Source organism: Rohdeia mirabilis, from assembly GCA_007750655.1.
Taxonomy (GTDB): Bacteria; Planctomycetota; UBA1135; order UBA1135.
Genome location: CP036290.1, coordinates 1,715,494 through 1,733,606 on the forward strand (window position 1 = coordinate 1,715,494; position 18,113 = coordinate 1,733,606).

Here is an 18,113-nt window from a genome sequence, read left to right on the forward strand (position 1 = left end):
GCTGCGCGAGTGCGGACAAGGGAAGGGCCTCTGGTCCGCGTCGCGCCGCGCTACTCTCACACACCGGCCCCGCCGGCCATCCCCATGGATCACGAAACTCGCCCGCCCGCCGTCTGCCTCGTCTCGGGCGGCATGGACTCCGCCGTGGTGCTGGCGGAGGCGCGGGCGGCCGGATTCGCGCCGAGGGCCCTTTCGTTCGACTACGGGCAGCGGCACGCGGTCGAGCTCGAGGCGGCCGAGCGGGTCGCGCGCGCCCAGGGAGCCGTCGACCACCGCACCGTGCGCGTCGACCTGTCGGCCCTCGGCGGTTCGGCGCTGACGGGCTCGATCGACGTGCCGACCGACCGGCCGGACGCGGAGATCGGCGCGGGCGTCCCGATCACCTACGTGCCCGCGCGCAACACCGTCTTCCTGTCGGTGGCGCTGGGCTGGGCCGAGGTCCTGGGCGCGACCGACCTGTTCGTGGGGGTGAACGCCGTCGACTACTCCGGCTACCCCGACTGCCGGCCGGCGTTCCTCGGCGCCTTCGAAGCCCTCGCCGCGCTGGCCACGGCGGCCGGGACCGAGGGCGGCGCGCGCTTCCGGGTCCACGCGCCGCTCATGGAGCTGTCGAAGGCGGACATCGTGCGCCGCGCGGCCGAGCTCGACGTCGACCTCGGTCTGACGCACACCTGCTACGACCCGTGGATCGAAGGTGGGGCGAACGGCGCCCGCCGCGTGCTCGCCTGCGGTCGGTGCGACGCCTGCCGGCTGCGGCTCGCCGGTTTCGCGGAAGCGGGCGTGGTCGATCCGATCGCGTACGCCGACGCGGCCGAATCGAAGGACCTCGCGCGCGCGAGCGGCACCACCGCCGCCCTGCGCGAGTCCACCACCCTCGACGCCCTGGCCAGGGTCCTGCGGCTCGCCGCTCGTCTGCGCGCGCCCGACGGCTGTCCGTGGGACCGCGAGCAGACCGTGCGCACGCTCGCGCCCGCATTGGTGGAGGAGAGCTTCGAAGCGGTCGACGCCCTCGACGAACTGGCGCGTTCGGGCGATGCGACGGCGGCCGTGGAGGAGATCGGCGATCTGCTCTTCGCCGTGGCGCTGTTGTGTCAGGTGGCGGCGGAGGAAGGCGCGTTCGACCTGGCGGCGGCCGCGGACCACGCCACGAAGAAGCTCGTGCGGCGCCACCCGCACGTGTTCGGTGAGCGGCGCGAACTCGACCCCGAAGCCGCGCTCGCCCAGTGGGAAGCGATCAAGGCGGCCGAGCGCGCAGAACGCGGCGCCGCCCACGACCGTTCCGCGCTCGCCGGTGTTCCCGTCGCACTCCCCGCGCTGCAGCGGGCCGCGCGCCTGGGCACGAAGGCGATGGCGACCGGCTTCCGCTGGCCCGACGCGTCCGGCGCGCTCGCGAAGGTGCGCGAAGAGGTGGAGGAGTTGGGCGACGCCTTCGCCAGCGGCGAGCGCGTCGCCGTGGAACACGAGTTGGGCGACGTGCTGCTCGCGGCGGCGCAGTTGGCCAATTACCTCGACCTGGATCCCGAGACCTGCGCGCGTGCGGCGACCCAGCGCTTCGAGTCGCGCTTCCGGTCGATGGAGACCGAGCTCGGACCGGCCGCACGCGACGCGACCCTCGACCAGTGGATGGCAGCCTGGGGTCGCGCGAAACGGAACACCGAACGGACGACCGAAGCATGACCGACGACCTCGAGAAGCCCGGGACACAGGCTGCGGACCAGTTGGGACCGAACGAGCCGAGCACGGCCGCGACCACGCGCGCGGACGAGGTGGGCTCGACGAGCGCCCGTTCGACGCGCGGCTTCGGACGGGTGTTCGCCCTCCTGTCCGTGCCGTTCGTCCTGTTCACGGGGGGCGTCGTCTACGTGGTCGGCTTCGGCGACCTGGCGCGGGAGTTCCGCGACATCGCCATCGGCGAACGCGTCTCGGCCGTTCGCTACGCCATCGAGTTCACGCCCGCCGCGCGCGTCCCGCACCTTCTGTTCGCGGTCGACCGGCCGCCCGCGGAGTGGGACCGGCGCCAGGTGGAGGCCGCGCTCGACCTGATCGAGCGCGCCGACTGGCCCGGTCCGCAAGGCGCGTCCCAGAGCGCGACGGGCGTCACGACCGCGCAGTTGCTCGCCGCTGCGCCCGAACGGTGGAGCGCGGACGAAGTCGACGCCGCCGCCGAGCTGCTCCAACGCTTCCGTTCGTTCCACACCACGCGCCGCTGATCCTAGTGGTGTGATTCGCTCTTTCGGGGCACGGTTTCCCCTGATGTCGGCATCGTCCCGTACGGGCGCGCTGCTGCGTCAGGCCTCCTTTGAGACTCGAGAGCCCGGTACTCATGGACGAGGGGGCGAGTCGTCGGCGCGCCTTGCATCGCATCCCGTACGGAACGCCGAAATGCCTCGACAGAGCGAATCACACCACTAGGTCCGCGCCGCTCGCGCTCGCCGAACCACCTCCTTCGCCACCCTCGCACCATGCCGCCCACCGCACCGACCGTCTCGACGCGCCCCGTCCTCGCCGTCGAGAACCTCTACCGCTTCCACGGACCGAAGGGGCGCGAGGTGCCGGTGCTCACCGACGTCTCGTTCCAGGTCGAACCGGGGCGCTTCGTGTGCGTGATGGGACCGAGCGGATCGGGCAAGTCGACGCTGCTGCACCTGATCGCGGGCCTCGACGAGCCGAGCACCGGCGACGTGCAGTTGGCCGGCCGCTCGCTCGGTGAACTGCCCGAGGCGGAACGCACGCGTCTGCGCCGCGACTCGATCGGGTTCGTGTTCCAGTTCTTCAACCTGCTGCCGAACCTGACGGTCGAGGAGAACGTGGGCCTCCCGATCGCCATCCGCGGCGAGAAGCCCGAGCGCGCGCACGTCGAGAAGACCCTGGCGCGCGTGGGTCTCGAGGGGCGGCTCGACGCGCTGCCGCACGAGCTGTCGGGCGGTCAGATGCAACGTGTCTCGATCGCGCGCGCCCTGTGCGGCGGTCAACCGCTGCTGTTGTGCGACGAGCCGACCGGCAACCTCAGCCAGTCGGCCGGCCTCGAGATCATGGAGCTGTTGCGCCGGCTCGTGGACGAGCAGAACGCGACGGTGCTGCTCGTGACGCACAACCCGCGCGACGCCGCGCTCGCCGATCGCGTGCTGTTCCTCGTCGACGGTCACCTGGACGCGGAGCACGCGCTCGAGGGTCCCGACCTGACCGTCGAGCAGGTGCACGCGCGGCTGGCCGAGCTGCACATCTGAAGGCCGTTCCGACACCTGCCACCTGCCGCCGGCCCCTCGCCACCATGCGCCTCCAGATCCTGCTCGCAGCCACGTCGCTCGTCCGCAAACCCGCGCGCGCGCTCTTCAGCGTCCTCGGCGTCGCGATGGGCATCGCCGCGGTCGTGTCGATCTTCACGGTCGACCACAACACGATCCTGCACCTCCAGCCCGACGTGGCGACGGAGGGCAACTACTCCGCCGACCTGGTCGTGCGCCCGACCGGCGACGCGATCGATCCCTCCGCCGCGCTGCTCGAACAGCCCGGGATCCTCGAGGCCACGCGCGTCAAACGGGCCGAGATCGTCCTGCGCGCGGGCGACGCGGAGATCCCGGCGCGACTCGTGGCGCTCGACCTCGGACGCGCCGCACGCATGGGAGTGCTGCGGTCCAACGCCGGCAGTCTGACCGGCGACACCGCCGGCCTCGTGGTCGGTGAACAGCTCGCCCAACTGATGGATCTCGCGCCGGGTTCCACGCTCCAGGTGGCCGTTTCGGGTCGCCGACCGGCGAAGCGCTGCGTGGACGGTGAGCTGGTCGAGATCGGCCAGGAGGTTCCGGCCACGGGGGCGGTGCAGCTCCAGGTCCACGGCCTGATCGCGGACGAGGCCATCGGTCGTGCGGCCGGCGGCATGGTCGTGTGCATGGAGCACGATCTGGCCGTCGAGCTCTTCGGTGCGCGCCTGACGCCGCTCGAACTGTGGGCCGCGCGCGACCCCTCCGTGGACCTCGAACGTCTGCAGCGAGGACTGACCCAGAGCTTCGGCAGCTACGACATGCGCGCCGGCGCCGTGGTGGGGCAGGAGGCCGACGAGCGCGCGTTCCGCAACGGTGTGCGTCTGTCGGGCCTGATGACGCTCGCGCTCGGCCTGTACGTCATCTTCCACACGCTCTCGATGTCGCTCACCGAGCGTCTGCGCGACGTGGGCGTGTTGCACGCCCTCGGAGCGAGCAAGCGTCAGATCGCCGGTTGCTTCTTCGTCGAGGCGGTGCTGATCGCCTTCGCCGCCGGCGCGGTCGGACTCGGCGGCGGACTCCTGCTCGCCCGGCTCATGCTCGCGCGCGGCATCACGTCGCTCGGACTCTCGAAGACCGTGTCCGAGTCGTTCGACGTGCCGTGGGAACAGGTGCTCGTCCTGTCCGGCATCGGCGTCGCGATCGCGCTGCTCGGTTCGGTCTTCCCGCTGATGCGCGCGCAGAGCACGAACGCGGTGCAGGCGCTGCGCGGCGAAGCCTCCCACGACGAGCGCGGCCAGCGGCGCTTCCAACTGTTCGCGGCCTTGCTCCTTCTCGGCGTCCTGCCGGCGGTGTTCTTCAGCGTGGTCGACCTGGTGGGGGAGGGCAGCCGCGATCTGCTCGAGGTCGTACTGCTCGGCGTCGGCGTGCTGGTGCTGCTGTTCGCGACGCCGCTCCTCGTTCCGGGGGCCGTGGCGCTCTCCGCCTCGTGGATCGCACGGCTCGCCCGCACGCGCCTGCCCTTCGCGGGCCTCTTGGCCGCGCGTTCCATGAGTCACGGCCGCCTGCGCGTCGCGGCCTGCGTCTCGGCCTTGACCTTGCTCGCCACCGCCTTCGTGGGGCTGACCGGCATCACCGCGAGCCTGCGCCAGGAAACGGTCGAGTGGGCCGGCGACGCCCTCGAGAACAAGGTCTGGGTGTCGGGCCTGGGCGACGTGGACGTGGCGGAGGTGCGCGACGCTCTCGACCATCCCGACGTCCTGGGGTTCGAGCTCGGCGACCACCGCGTCGACGTGGGCTTCCGCATCCAGAGCGTCGGTCCCGACGCGGCCACCTTCGGACCGTTGGCCGAGGACGACGGCCTGCGCGCCCTCGTGCTCGAGGGCCGCGGCATCTTCGTCAGCAACCGCCTCGCCGTCCAACAGGGCTGGAAACTCGGGGACGACGTGACGCTCGTGACGCCGGGCACGGGCGCCCAGTCGTTCACGATCTGCGCGGTCGGCGAGCCGTACGGCTACTTCCGCGATCCGCACGAGCGGGCCTACGCGGTCATCGGCGAGCAGCACCTCGCGCGCTACTACTGCATCGACGTCGAGAACACCGGCAGCGTCGCCGTGCGTTTTCGGACCGATCGCGGGCTGACCGAGGGCGACCGCGTCCTGCTCGCGGAAGCGCTGCTGCGTCCGCTCGCCGCCGATGGTGTGGTCCCGCGCGTCCTGGGTGCGGCGGAGATCCGAGCGCGCGAAGTGTTCGACGTGACCCGCGACTTCCTCGTCTTCCACGTCATCCTCCTGCTCACCGCGGCGCTGGCCGGACTCGGACTTCTCAACGCCCAACTGTTGGCCACGTCCGAGCGCGTCAAGGAGTTGGGAGTCCTGCGCGCCCTGGGCGCCGCCCACCGGCAGATCGCCGGCTCGGTCCTGCTCGAGTCCACCGCCGTCGGTCTGGTGGGCGGGGTGTTCGGCCTGGCCCTGGGCGCCGCGATCACCCCGGCGGTGGTCCGGACCCTGAAGGTGCTGTCCGGTCTCGATCTGCCCCAGCCCGGCTTCGCCGCGGTGTGGGCGCTGGTCCCGATCGGCACCGTGCTGCTCGCGATCGCGGCCGCGATCTTCCCCGTCTGGCGCCTGCGCCGCGCGAGTCCGGCGGCCGCCGTCCGCGCCGGTTGAGCGACCGCGACGCGCACCGTCGGTCCGGTTCGTCGGTCCGTCCGCAAGGAATCGTGCGGACGGTCGTTGACCGACCCCGCGGCCGCCGGTAGTTTTCCCGTCCTCGGTGGGGGCGTAGCTCAATTGGTTAGAGTGCCGGCCTGTCACGCCGGAGGTTGCGGGTTCAAGTCCCGTCGCCCTCGCCACCGATCGCACAACGGCGCGGACGCCCTCGGACCTCGGTTCGAAGGCGTCCGCGCCGCTCTCGTTCGGGATGCGGTGGGTCGGGATGCGGTGGGTCGGGATGCGGTGGTTCCGGCTGCGTTCGCTTCCGACGCTGTCGTGCCCGGGGGCGAGGCGTCTTCCGGCGCGCCGACGCTCCACCCTCGCGTCGACCGCGATCGGTCCCGTGGGGCCCACGGTCTCGTTCCGGGGGTCCCTTCGGCCTTCGTCCCCTGGGCCGAGCCGCGCGGACCGAGCGGCTGCTACGCTCGCGCCCATGCGAGGTGAGGATCACGACTGGGCAGCAGGGATCGATGGCCCCCCGGCCACCCGACGCGCGGCGAAGAGCCGGCGCGGTCCAGGCAGGGCGGCCGGCGCGAGGAAGACGGCGGCGAGCGAACCGTCGCGGGACGCACCGTCCGACACGACGTCCGAAGCAGCGCCCGCCGACCGCCCCGCCCGCCGATCTCGCGCGCCGCGCGCCGGGCGGGACGCAGGCCCCGACACCTCCGAACGCTCCGGCGGGACCGAAGCGGCTCGCGAGCGGCCGACCCGGCCCGAGCGACCCGCGCGCTCGCGTTCCGCATCGGGTTCCGGCTCCGGCGACGACGCGCCCCGACGCACCCGGCCCGGCGCGGACCTCCCGCCGCCCGAACTGGTCACCGACGACCGCGCCCTCGCGCGGCTGTGCGAACACCTCGGCACGGTGGACGACATCGCGATCGACACCGAGGCCGACTCGTTCTTCAGCTACCGCGAGCGCGTCTGTCTCGTGCAGGTCTCGACGCCCGCCGGCGACTGGGTGATCGATCCGCTCGCCGAACTCGACCTCGCGCCGATCGGACGCGTGCTGGCGGACCCGACGCGCCGCAAGATCTTCCACGACGGCGAGTACGACGTCCTTCTGTTCAAGCGCGAGCACGGCTTCGAGTTCTCGAACCTGTTCGACACGCGCGTCGCCGCCGCGGCCCTCGGCTACGACGCCGTCGGACTGGCGGGGGTGCTCGAACGGCACTTCGGCGTCGTGCTCGACAAGAAGCAACAGCTCTCCGACTGGAGCAAGCGGCCGCTGACCGACGAACAGATCCGCTACGCGCGCCTCGACACCCACTACCTGGTGGAGCTCACGGCCCAGCTCGAAGCCCTGCTCGAAGAACGCGACCGCATGCCGATCGTCGAGGGCGAGTGCGCGCGACTCGAGGCGATGGAAGTGCCCGACCGCAGCTTCGATCCGGACGAGTTCATGCGCCTCAAGGGCGCGCGCAACCTCGACCTGACGCGCATGCAGGTGCTGCGCGAGCTGTTCATCGCCCGCGACGAGATGGCGTCCGCGCGCAACGTGCCGCCCTTCAAGATCGTGCCCCACGGAGCGTTGGTCGAGGCCGCGAGTCGCCGTCCGCGCAACGCGCGCGAGCTCGAGCAGGTGGGGGGGATGAGCCGCAAACTGGTCCAGCGCGTCGGCAAGCAGCTGCTCGACGCCATCGAGCGCGGGCGCGAGCTCGGACCGCTCGAACAGGCGCCGCGACTGCCGGCCAAGGACGGGACCGACCGCCTCGACGAGCGCGGCACCGAACTCCACGACCGACTCAAGACCCTGCGCAAGAAGTTGGCCGACAAGGAGGGCTTCGACTCGAGCCTCGCGATCAATCGGCGCACGCTGCTCGACCTGGCGGCGAAGGCGCCGACCGCGGTGGGCGAGCTGGATCGGATCGAGGGGCTCCTGGCCTGGCAGATCGACGCCTTCGGCGAGGCGATCGTGCGCGCCATCGCGACGTTCCAGCGCGACTGGGAGAACGGTGACGTGCAGCCCCGTCGCGGCGGCGGACGTCGGCGCGGCTGAGGGCTGCGCAGGCGGGGGCCGCACGAGCGGGGCGCAGGCGGCCCTCGTGCCAGAATCCGGCGAACCCAGCGATCGGGTTCAACGAGCTCCCCGCGCTCCAGGTCCCGCGCTCCAAGTCCCGCGCTCCAAGTCCCGCGCTCCAAGTGCCGGCCGCCCTCGACGCCAATCGCCAAGGACGCCGGCCTCCCACGACGGAGGGAGTGGATGGTGGAGACGAAGGGAGTCGAACCCTCGACCTTCGCATTGCGAACGCGACGCTCTACCAACTGAGCTACGTCCCCACACAGGTCCGGCGACCTGGCCGAAGAGATTAGCGAGGGGAACGCCGCCGTGGAAGAGGCGAGCGGACGTTCGTCGCGGAGGTCCGTGGGCGTATCCTGCTCGACGCGGTCGGCGCCCGACACCCACTGGGCCGGGCCGCCGGAGCCGCTCCGCGCCGGGGCCGCACCCGCCGTCCGTTCGCGGAGCGGGAGACGGACCGCCTCGCGGATCCTTCCGCGCCCGCCTCCCGAACTCGGACGCCGCCTTCGGTCCCGCCTGCGAACGTCGCGCGATCCAACGGCGCGCCGGCCGAGGCCCAACGACCGCGACTCGACGACCGCGAACCAGCGACCCGGGCCCGCCGCGGCTCCACCCGGCGCCCGCACCGACGGACCACCCACTCGACGGACCCTCCACCACCGACGGACCATGGACAGCTTCCAGACCCACACCCAGCTCGTGGCCGGCGGCCGCACCCACACGATCGCCAGCCTTCCGGCCCTCGCGGCCCAGGGCTTCGATCTCGCGCGCCTGCCCTTCGCCATCAAGATCCTGCTGGAGAACCTCCTGCGGCGCGAGGACGGGGACGTGGTCTCGAAGGCCGACATCGAGGCGGTGGCCCGCTGGCAGCCGAACGACGGCGCCCGGCCCGAGATCGCCTACATGCCGGCGCGCGTGCTGCTCCAGGACTTCACCGGCGTTCCGGCCGTCGTCGACCTGGCCGCGATGCGCGACGCCATGGTTCGGCTCGGCGGCGACCCCAAGAAGATCAACCCGCTCCAGCCGGTCGAACTCGTCATCGACCACTCGGTCCAGGTGGACTCGTTCGGTGAGGCCGGGTCGAGCCACATCAACAGCGAGCTCGAGTTCAAGCGCAACAAGGAGCGCTACGCCTTCCTGCGCTGGGGGCAGAGCGCGTTCGACAACTTCAAGGTCGTCCCGCCCGAGACCGGCATCGTGCACCAGGTCAACCTCGAGTACCTGGCGCGTCTGACGATGACCGACGAGGCCGGCGGGTCCGACTGGCTCTACCCGGACACGCTGGTCGGCACCGATTCGCACACGACCATGATCAACGGTCTGGGCGTGCTCGGCTGGGGCGTCGGCGGCATCGAGGCCGAAGCCGCCATGCTCGGTCAGCCGGTCACCATGCTGATCCCCGACGTGGTCGGCATGCGGCTGTCGGGGCGCCTGCCCGAGGGCGCGACGGCCACCGACCTCGTGCTGCGTGTCACCGAACGCCTGCGCGAGCACGGCGTGGTCGGCAAGTTCGTCGAGTTCTTCGGCCCCGGCGTGGCCGAGCTGCCGCTGGCCGACCGCGCGACGATCGCGAACATGGGGCCGGAGTACGGCGCCACCTGCGGTCTCTTCCCCGCGGACGCGGTGACGCTCGAGTACATGCGCTTCACCGGACGCGGCGAAGCGGCCGAACGCGCCGAGGCGTACCTCGTGGCCCAGGGACTGCTGCACACGGCCGACACGCCGGAAGCGGAGTACACGGCCGTGATCGACCTCGATCTCGGCTCCATCGTTCCGTCGCTGGCGGGCCCGAAGCGCCCCCAGGACCGCGTCGCCCTCTCCGACATGGGCGCGGCCTTCCAGAAGGTGCTCGACGAGTCCGTGACCGAGAGCGAACGCGGCCGCGCGGTCTCGACCGAGATCGGCGGAGAGACGGTCGAACTGGGCCACGGCATGCTCGCCATCGCCGCCGTCACCTCCTGCACGAACACCTCCAACCCGAGCGTGATGCTCGCGGCCGGTCTGGTGGCGAAGAAGGCCCACGCGCGCGGTCTCACGGTCAAGCCCTGGGTGAAGACCTCGCTCGCACCGGGCTCCCAGGTGGTGACGCGCTACCTCGAACAGGCGGGGCTCCTGGACGACCTCGAGGCGCTCAAGTTCAACGTGGTCGGCTACGGCTGCACCACGTGCATCGGCAACTCGGGACCGCTGCCGAAGCCGGTGCACGACGCGATCGTCGAGGGCGATCTGGTCGCCGCCGCGGTGCTCTCGGGCAACCGCAACTTCGAGGGCCGCGTGCACGCCCTGACCCGTGCGAACTACCTGGCCTCGCCGCCGCTCGTCGTGGCCTACGCCATCGCCGGACGCGTGGACTTCGATCCCTTGACCGAACCTCTGTGCCAGGACCCGCAGGGCAACGACGTGTTCCTGCGCGACGTGTGGCCGACCCAGATGGAGGTCGACCAGGTCGTGCGCGACTCGATCACGCCGGCCATGTACGAAGAGGCCTACGGCAACGTCTACGAAGGACCCGAGGCCTGGCGTTCGATGCCGAGCCCGACGGGCAAGACCTACGCCTGGGACTCGGACTCCACGTACGTGCAGCACCCGCCGTACTTCGAGGGCATGACCACCACGCCCGACGCCATCGTCGACGTCCGCGGCGCGCGCGTGCTGGCGCTGTTCGGCGACAGCGTGACGACCGACCACATCTCGCCCGCGGGCGCGATCAAGTCGGACAGCCCGGCCGGCGAGTACCTGCGCCACCACGACGTCGATCCGGTCGACTTCAACAGCTACGGCTCGCGGCGCGGCAACCACGAAGTGATGATGCGCGGCACGTTCGCGAACATCCGCATCCGCAACAAGCTGGTGCCAGGTGTCGAGGGCGGCTACACGCGCCACATCCCTTCGGGCGAGCAGGGCTCGATCTACGACGTGGCGATGCGCTACGCCTCCGAGGACGTCCCGACGATCGTCCTCGCCGGCGCCGAGTACGGCACGGGCAGCTCGCGCGACTGGGCCGCCAAGGGGCCGATGCTGCAGGGCGTGCGCGTGGTGATCGCGAAGAGCTTCGAGCGCATCCACCGCTCGAACCTGATCGGCATGGGCATCCTGCCGCTCGAGTTCCCGAAGGGTCGGGACGCCGAGTCGCTCGGTCTCGACGGCAGCGAGGTGTTCGACGTCACCGGACTGACCGAACTGCTCGGCGACGGTTTCAAGGGCGGCGGGACCGTGAAGGTCTCCGCGCGCGGCGCGAAGGAGATCACCTTCGACGCCGTGGTGCGCATCGACACGCCCCAGGAAGCGCGCTACTACCACCACGGCGGCATCCTGAAGTACGTGCTGCGCTCGCTGCTCGCCTGAGCGCCGCGGCGAGTTCCATGGCGACCTGGCAGACGCTCGACTGGTACGACGCGCCGAAGTACTACGACGCGGTCTTCGACGAAGGCACGGCCCACGAGGCCGACTTCCTCGAGGCCGCGCTCGAGCGCTTCGGTCGCGTCGAGCCCACCCGCGGACGACGCGTGCGGCGCGTGCTGGAGCCGGCCTGTGGATCGGGGCGGCTCGTGGTCGAGATGGCGCGGCGCGACTGGCGCGTGCACGGCTTCGACCTGTCGCAGCCGATGCTCGACCACGCGCGCGGCGAACTGGTGGCGGCCGGCGTCCCGACCCGGCGCGCGCACCTGTGGGCGGCGGCGATGCAGGACTTCGAGAGCTCCGAGCGTTTCGAGTTGGCGCACTGCCTGGTCAGCACCTTCAAGTACCTGCTCACGGAGGCGGACGCGCGTCGGCACCTCGAGCTCGTGGCCGAGCACCTGGTCCCCGGCGGGATCTACGTCCTCGGCTTCCACCTGACCGACTACGACGACACGAAGAAGAGCCGCGAGCGCTGGGTCGCCGCGCGCGACGACTTCGAGGTCACGTGCACGATCCAGGGCTGGCCGGCCGAGCGCCGCACGCGCACGGAACAGGTGCGTTCGCGGCTGGTGGTGGAGGAGGGCGGGACCACGCGGCGCCTCGAGACCGTGTGGGACTTTCGGACCTACGACGCGGCCCAGGTCAAGCGCCTGCTGCGGTCCGTGCCGGCCCTCGAGCTCGTGGCCACCTACGACATGACCTTCGACCTCGACGACCCGCGGAAGCTCGACGACGAGCAGCTCGACCTGGTGCTCGTCCTGCGTCGGCGCTGAAGAAGCCGTGGGAGCGGAGCGGGGCGCTAGACTCGGCCCCATGCCCACCGCGACCGCCCCGAAGAAGAAGCGCCCCGGTTCGATCTCGCACCCCGCGACCAGTCTGCGCGTGCTGGCGGAGCTGGAGCCGCTGCTCGACCGCAGGCCCTTGATCGCGGACGTGGGCTGTGGGCGCGGACACTTCAGCGCGCTGTTGTTCGACGCGCTCGAGGAACGCGGCGACACCGAGGCAGCTCGCAGGGTGCTGCCGGTGGACTCGTTGCCGCAGTACTTCGAGCTGGACGAACTCGAATGCCTCCAGTCGGACGCGGACGGCGGCATTCCGCTCGCCGACGGCAGCGTCGACGCCGCCGTCAGCATCGAGGTGATCGAGCACGTCGAGGACCAGTTCGCCTTCGTGCGCGAGCTGGCGCGCGTCACCAAGCCGGGCGGGCTCGTGATCGTCACGACGCCGAACGTGCATCACGTGGCGTCGCGCCTGCGCTCCTTGTTCTGGGGCTTTCCGCAGCTCTACGGTCCGCTGCCGCTGTCGACCGAGGACCCGCGCTTCCTCGGCGGCCACATCAACCCGATCCACCCGTACTTCCTGTGCTACGTGGCCCACCGCGCGGGACTCGTGGTCGAGGACGTGGCGGTCGATCGGCGCAAGACCACCTCGGCCATCGTGACGGTCCTGCTGGCGCCCTTCATCTGGCTCGGCCAGCGCTTCCATCGCGCGCGTCTGCGCCGCCGCCACCCGCAGATCCTCGACGAGAACCTGCCCTGGATCGATCGCCTGGCCTCGTGGGACCTGGCCACCGGTCGCACGGCGATCCTGGTCGCGCGCAAGCCCGCCTGATCGAGGGTCGACCACCGCGGAACGGTCGCGATCGGTACTCCTGCGGGCGGATCCGGGACCCGCACCCGCGGTTCGGGCTTCGGTGCTTGAATGCGCGCGCGCAGGCCGGAGTATCGGCGGTCCTATGGCCGACTTCGACAAGGGGAAGATCCCCGACGTGTTCCCGCCCGACGACTCCGACCGCCCGCCGCCCCGTCGGCGCAAGCGCAAGGGGGCGAAGGTCTCGCCGCTCACCGCCGTGGCGCTGGCCGTCGTGGTGGTCATCGCGGCGATGGCCGTGACCGGACGGTTGGGCTTCATCAACATCCGACCCGACCAGGTGGCGGTGAAGGTGAACTACCTGACCGGCGACGAGACGCCGATCACGAGCCCGGGCTACCAGTTCTACTTCCCGCTGATGCAGGACGTGTTCGTGCTCGACAAGCGCGTGCAGAGCTTCGAGATGCGCGGGAACGACTACCGCTCCGAGAGCTCCGTGCCGGAACTCACCGTGCGTGCGAACGACGGGTCGAACTTCAAGTTCTCCAGCATCGAGCTCCAGTACCAGCTGGTGCCGAGCCAGGCGACGCGCGTGCTCACCTCGAGCGGTCCTGGCGACGGCTACAAGGCCGAGTGGATCAAGGTCTTCGCGCGCTCGATCCTGCGCGACGAGTTCGGGCGCTTCACGGCCGAGGAGATCGCGGATCCGGGCAAGCTGCAGATGGCCTTCGCAGGCTCGGAGGATCGGCTCAACGCCGAACTCGAGCCCTACGGCATCCGCATCCTCGACATCCCGCAGATGAAGCCGGTCTTCGACCCGGCCTACGAAGAGGCGATCGAGGACCGCAAGGTCGCCGACCAGGACGTCGAGCGTCTGATCGCGATGGAGGACCAGTTGGTCCAGGAGCGCGAACAGCAGCTGGCGAAGGTCGAGCGCGAGAAGTCCATCGAGATGGAGCAACTGCTCGGTGAGCTCGACCGCGAACGGCTCGAGTCCGAGCGCGCCGCGACCCAGACGCGCAAATCCGCCGACGCCTTCCGCATCGAACGCGTGGCGGCCGGCAACGCCGAGCGGTCCGAGCGCGTGGCCCAGGCCCGCGGTCTGGTCGAGAAGTACACGAAGGAGGCCCAGGGCGTCACGGCCCAGGCCGAGGCGCTCGCCCAGCAGGGTGAGGTCGTCGTGCGCGAGGCGCTGATCGAGAAGCTGGCGTCGATCCGCTTCACGTTCGTGCCCTACAGCCGCGACCCGGCACCGCAGCGACTCGAACACGTGGACGATCGCGGCGGTGATGCAGAGCGCGGCGTCGAGCGCGTCGGGTCCAAGACCACCGAGGGAGGATCCCGTTGAAGAAGACTCTCACCATCGCCATCGTCGGCGTCTCCGCACTCGTCATCATCGGCGTTCTCCTCGGCTCGCTGTTCCTGACCAAGGTCCCGCCGCACGTGGTCGGCGTGAAGCAGAACCAACTGGGCGGCGGCATCGTCCAGCAGGACTACGGCACCGGCTACCACCTCGGCATCGTGTTCGTGCACAAGTGGTACGAGCTCGACAAGCGCGTGCACTTCGTCAACTTCTCCAAGGAGCAGTCCTCCCGCTGGACCTCGGACGCGAACGTGGTGAACTCGGGCAGCCTGGACATCCGCACCAGCGACAACAACACGGCCAGCCTCGACGTCACGGTCACGTATCGCATCAAGGAGGACGAGGCCTACCAGATGGTCGAGGACGGCATCCAGGTCGACTATCGCGACAAGGTCGCACGCAGCGTGCGCGGCATCCTGATGAAGGAGCTGCCCAAGCTCAGTCCCGAGGATCTGGTCGACACGCAGGTGCGACTGCAGCGCGTCACGGACACGTTGCCGCTCATGCGCGAGGAACTGGCGCAGTACCACGTCGAACCGCTGCACGTCCTGATCCGCGCCGTGCGCTTCCCCGTCGACTACGAGGAGAAGCTGCAGGCCAAGCAGTTGACGCGCCAGAACGCGCTGCTCGCCAACGCGCGCCAGCGCCAGGAGAAGCAGAGCCAGGTCACCCAGTCCTACGAGAAGGAGACCGAGGCGCTCGAGAAGCGTCTGCGCGGCGAGTGGGACGTCAAGTTGCAGGTCACGCGCTCGGACAACGAGGTCCTCGTGGCGCAGATCGAGGCCGACGCGGCCGTCTACCAGCGCCAGACCCGCGCCGATGCGGAAGCGGACTACGTGACCGCGATCGCCGAGGGCGAGCTCGAGCTCGCGAAGGCGGAAGCGCTGCGCAACGAACTGCGCAACGCGGCGCTCGACACGGCCGGTGGTCGCATCCTCCTGGCCCAGCGCGCCGCGGAGAACCTGGACATCGACACCATCACCCTCAACTCGAACGACCCGTCGGTGCCGACGGTGCTCGACATCCAGTCGATGGTCGATCTTCTGTTGGGGCGCAGCGGCGCGCAGAAGCCCTGAGTCACTGAAGCACCTGCGACCGGCGGCTTCGACGAGTCGCCGGTCGGTGCGTCCGCGCTCAGATCGCGAATTGGCGGTGCACCCAGCGCGGGCGGCTGTAGTCCCAATAGCGCTCGGCCGCGGCGGCGACGAAGAGGGGGTAGGCCGCGCGGATCGCGTCGTCGTAGGCGCGCGACAGCCCGAGGCGCTCGACGTAGTCCGCGAGCACCGCTTCCAGCGCGGCCGGCAGGCGGCGCTCGCGCGCCTCGATCCAGGCGGCACCGAGGCTCGAGCGCGCGTCGTCCTTGCGGTCGTGCAGGACGAGATTCAGAAGGTCGACGAGCGGTAGGTCGCTGGGTTGTGCACAGCCCAGGTCCAGAAGCGCGACGGGCGTCCCGTCGGTCTCGACCGCCACGTGTTTGGCGCGCAGGTCGCCGTGTCCGAAGACACGTGGGATCGGTTCGTTCACGAGGGCCTCGGCCAACCGGTCCGCCAAGGCGTGCACCGCCCGCGCGGTCTCCTCGCGACCGGCGCGCGCGGCCACTGCTTCGGCGCGACCGTGCACGTGCTCGGCCAGTTCGACCTCGTCGAGCACGCGCGGCGATCCGTCGTCCGCGCGCGCCGCGGCCAGTAGCGCGACGCAGCCGGGCAGCGCGACTCGTTCGCGGTCCCGTTCGTCCACGAGCTGGGCGGCGTTGATCGCACCGACGCGGCGCTCGACCTGGACGAACACGCCGTCGATCGCGCCCGACCACAGGGGCTCCGGCGTGGCCAGTCGGGTGCCACCGCCCACGCGCAGCCGCTCGAGCAATCGATGATGGCGACGGACCTGGCGCTCCTGGTCGGCGCCGAGCGGAACGTGCACGGCGAACCGGCCGCTCGACGTTCCTCCGCCCGTGCCATTCGTGAGCAGCAGCGCGTTGTTGCCGCGCGTCGCGATCAGGTGCTCGAGGCGCCCGGGATCCTCGCCGGTGCGCACGCCGACCTCACGCAGGATCCGATCGACGAGCGACCGTTCGGGGACCGGCGCGCCGACGGCGAACGAGGGCGTCAACCACGGGAACAGTCCCAATCGGTACCCCGCGATCTTGACGCGGTTGGAGCGTTCGCCGGGTCCGAGGAACAGGTCCGGGCCGCGCCTGTCGTCGAGACCGACGACCAACGAGAAGTCCCAGCGGTGGGGGTAGAGCGCCAGGCTGCGCGCGGGTCCGAGAGGCTCGACGGCGCGCCGGAACCCCGCGAGCGTGCGACCTTCACCGAACAACGCGTCGCGCACGAACCGCAGCGGTGAGCGCACGCGCAGGTCGGCGCGCACGCCGGTCGAACGCTTGTAGCCGAGCCGGTTGTCGCCCACGTGCCACACACGCCTTGCGCCGCACTCGGTCAACGCGCGCACCAGTCCGCCGGCGGGATCGAGGGCGTTGGGTACGGGTCCTTCGACGACGGCGAGCGCCGGCGGCCCATCGCCACCCTCGAGATCCGACGCCGCGAGTGCGCGCGACCAGACCCGGTGGTGCACGTGCCCACTGCCGTTCCAACGATCGCGGTGCACGGCGATCGCGCCGCGCGTCGCGCTCGGATCGAACACCACGACCCGAAAGCCGAGGCGTGCGAGCACCGTCGCCGTCCCCGACAGCGCGTTGCCGAACAGCCAGGCCACGGCGGGCCGCTCGCGCGTCGCCGGCTCTTCGATCGCGAGCGGCACCCAGGCACCGCGGCCCTCCTTCAGCACCTGCATCGTGCGTTCGGCCTCGACCAGGTCGACCGCGCACAGATGCTGTTCGAGCGCGTCGCGCCAGGGCGCGCCGGCGTCGAGGGCGGCGAGCCAGCGCGCGCCCGCCGCGTCATCTGCGAGGTCGTGGTTCACGCGGCGCCGCTCGTGGCCGACACGCGCAGCTTCGAAGTGCCGCGCCGCCGTGCGACGAGCACGAGCGGGAGCCCGACGAGTCCAGCGACCAGGGCGAGCGCGCCGTGGCTCGTCCACACGGGCTCCGTGGCGCACGCCCACTCGCCCACGACGGCGGCGAGGGCGACCGCGACCGGAACCACCGTCAGCGTGGGCCGCGCCGTCGCCGCCGCGAGGACACCGAGTGCGACCACGGCGGCGAGCGGCGCGCCACAGGTGGCGAAGGCGGCGCAGCTGAGCACCAGGTCGCGGCGGTCGGCGCGTCGGATCCACCCGGCCGCGAACGCCCAGCCGCCCAGCGACAGCGCGAGCGTGGGCGTGAAGACGAGTGGCCGCGGACCGTCGTCGAGCCACGTCCAGAGGACGAACGCCCCGAGGCTCGCGAGTCCGACGAGTCGCCGCGCCGTCGCCGCGACACCGACGCGCTCGCAGCCGAGTTCGACGAGCCAGGCCGCGACGAGAACCGCCGCGAGGTACGGGTCCTCTCGGGCCGCGGCCACCGCGACCAGCGCGGACCAGCACACCCCGCTCGCCGCGCGCAGTCCGAGCGGCGCCGGCCGTTCGTGGCGTTCGTGGCGGGGCACGAGTCCCGCCGGACCGAGCGCCCGCTGCACGAGCGCGAGACCGGCGAGCGCGAGCAGGGCCCACGGGCCGAAGTCGTCGACTCCGAAGGCCGCCCGCCCCGCGATCTGTCCGCTGCGCCAGACCGCGATCCCGAGGACTGCGGCCGGGGCGAGTGCATGGACCGGATCCAGCAAGCGCCGACTCCCGGCCTCGCCCGCGGGCAGCAGGCCGAGGCCGAGACGACCGGCGACGAGGGCGAGGAACAGCTCGATCACGCGCTCACGATACCCGAAGCCGATGCCGGCTCG

General features: G+C 71.3%; 11 protein-coding genes, 2 tRNA genes and 2 pseudogenes. 12 read left to right on the forward strand and 3 right to left on the reverse strand.

All coding sequences use genetic code 11. The features are described from left to right. Positions 1-84: 84 nt before the first annotated feature. The 7 genes and pseudogenes from queC to Pla163_RS06440 all read left to right on the forward strand — a co-directional run. Positions 85-804 (forward strand): annotated as a pseudogene (gene queC, locus Pla163_RS06415) (7-cyano-7-deazaguanine synthase QueC); the annotation flags it as partial. Between the two features lie 90 nt (positions 805-894). Further along, a pseudogene (gene mazG, locus Pla163_RS18825) lies at positions 895-1,677 on the forward strand (nucleoside triphosphate pyrophosphohydrolase); the annotation flags it as partial. Continuing rightward, the gene (locus Pla163_RS06420; protein WP_145185338.1) at positions 1,674-2,210 is read left to right on the forward strand and encodes a hypothetical protein; all 537 of its coding nucleotides are present in this window, start codon (positions 1,674-1,676) and stop codon (positions 2,208-2,210) included. The pseudogene mazG and the gene Pla163_RS06420, both read left to right, overlap by 4 nt. Positions 2,211-2,462: 252 nt before the next feature. After that, complete coding sequence (locus Pla163_RS06425) at positions 2,463-3,227, forward strand: ABC transporter ATP-binding protein (RefSeq protein ID WP_145185341.1); 765 nt, start codon at positions 2,463-2,465, stop codon at positions 3,225-3,227. Between the two features lie 44 nt (positions 3,228-3,271). Next, entirely contained in the window at positions 3,272-5,866 is a 2,595-nt protein-coding gene (locus Pla163_RS06430) for an ABC transporter permease (RefSeq protein WP_145185344.1), read from the forward strand. A 108-nt stretch (positions 5,867-5,974) separates the two neighbouring features. After that, a tRNA-Asp gene (locus Pla163_RS06435) sits at positions 5,975-6,051 on the forward strand. Positions 6,052-6,344: 293 nt separating this feature from the next. After that, positions 6,345-7,907: a ribonuclease D gene (locus Pla163_RS06440; protein ID WP_419186381.1), complete on the forward strand. Its 1,563-nt coding sequence runs from the start codon at positions 6,345-6,347 to the stop codon at positions 7,905-7,907. A 205-nt stretch (positions 7,908-8,112) separates the two neighbouring features. Here the strand turns inward: Pla163_RS06440 and Pla163_RS06445 are convergent. Beyond that, a tRNA-Ala gene (locus Pla163_RS06445) sits at positions 8,113-8,188 on the reverse strand. Between the two features lie 409 nt (positions 8,189-8,597). Here Pla163_RS06445 and acnA point away from each other — a divergent pair. The 5 genes from acnA (at position 8,598) to Pla163_RS06470 (ending at position 15,356) form a co-directional block, all read left to right on the forward strand. Further along, complete coding sequence (gene acnA / locus Pla163_RS06450; protein WP_145185350.1) at positions 8,598-11,273, forward strand: aconitate hydratase AcnA; 2,676 nt, start codon at positions 8,598-8,600, stop codon at positions 11,271-11,273. A gap of 17 nt (positions 11,274-11,290) precedes the next feature. Then, on the forward strand, positions 11,291-12,100 hold the full coding sequence (locus Pla163_RS06455; protein WP_145185353.1) for a class I SAM-dependent methyltransferase: 810 nt from the start codon (positions 11,291-11,293) through the stop codon (positions 12,098-12,100). Between the two features lie 40 nt (positions 12,101-12,140). Next, complete coding sequence (locus Pla163_RS06460; RefSeq protein ID WP_145185356.1) at positions 12,141-12,938, forward strand: class I SAM-dependent methyltransferase; 798 nt, start codon at positions 12,141-12,143, stop codon at positions 12,936-12,938. A gap of 124 nt (positions 12,939-13,062) precedes the next feature. Then, entirely contained in the window at positions 13,063-14,265 is a 1,203-nt protein-coding gene (locus Pla163_RS06465; RefSeq protein ID WP_145185359.1) for an SPFH domain-containing protein, read from the forward strand. Continuing rightward, positions 14,262-15,356, forward strand: a complete 1,095-nt coding sequence (locus Pla163_RS06470) for an SPFH domain-containing protein (RefSeq protein ID WP_419186382.1) — start codon at positions 14,262-14,264, stop codon at positions 15,354-15,356. The genes Pla163_RS06465 and Pla163_RS06470 overlap by 4 nt, the downstream gene beginning before the upstream one ends. 58 nt (positions 15,357-15,414) lie before the next feature. Here the strand turns inward: Pla163_RS06470 and Pla163_RS06475 are convergent, their stop codons facing one another. Both Pla163_RS06475 and Pla163_RS06480 read right to left on the reverse strand, forming a co-directional pair. Further along, complete coding sequence (locus tag Pla163_RS06475; protein WP_145185366.1) at positions 15,415-17,202, reverse strand: phosphotransferase; 1,788 nt, start codon at positions 17,200-17,202, stop codon at positions 15,415-15,417. Beyond that, positions 17,199-18,080: a hypothetical protein gene (locus Pla163_RS06480; protein WP_145185369.1), complete on the reverse strand. Its 882-nt coding sequence runs from the start codon at positions 18,078-18,080 to the stop codon at positions 17,199-17,201. Before Pla163_RS06480 ends, Pla163_RS06475 begins: the two co-directional genes overlap by 4 nt. Between the last annotated feature and the right edge of the window lie 33 nt (positions 18,081-18,113).

Excerpts from the sequence above, each read along its gene's own strand:
- Pla163_RS06455 (WP_145185353.1), top strand. The coding sequence starts at position 11,291 with ATGGCGACCTGGCAGACGCTCGACTGGTACGACGCGCCGAAGTACTAC.
- Pla163_RS06425 (WP_145185341.1), top strand. The coding sequence starts at position 2,463 with ATGCCGCCCACCGCACCGACCGTCTCGACGCGCCCCGTCCTCGCCGTC.
- Pla163_RS06460 (WP_145185356.1), top strand. The coding sequence starts at position 12,141 with ATGCCCACCGCGACCGCCCCGAAGAAGAAGCGCCCCGGTTCGATCTCG.
- Pla163_RS06440 (WP_419186381.1), top strand. The coding sequence starts at position 6,345 with ATGCGAGGTGAGGATCACGACTGGGCAGCAGGGATCGATGGCCCCCCG.
- Pla163_RS06430 (WP_145185344.1), top strand. The coding sequence starts at position 3,272 with ATGCGCCTCCAGATCCTGCTCGCAGCCACGTCGCTCGTCCGCAAACCC.
- Pla163_RS06465 (WP_145185359.1), top strand. The coding sequence starts at position 13,063 with ATGGCCGACTTCGACAAGGGGAAGATCCCCGACGTGTTCCCGCCCGAC.
- acnA (WP_145185350.1), top strand. The coding sequence starts at position 8,598 with ATGGACAGCTTCCAGACCCACACCCAGCTCGTGGCCGGCGGCCGCACC.
- Pla163_RS06420 (WP_145185338.1), top strand. The coding sequence starts at position 1,674 with ATGACCGACGACCTCGAGAAGCCCGGGACACAGGCTGCGGACCAGTTG.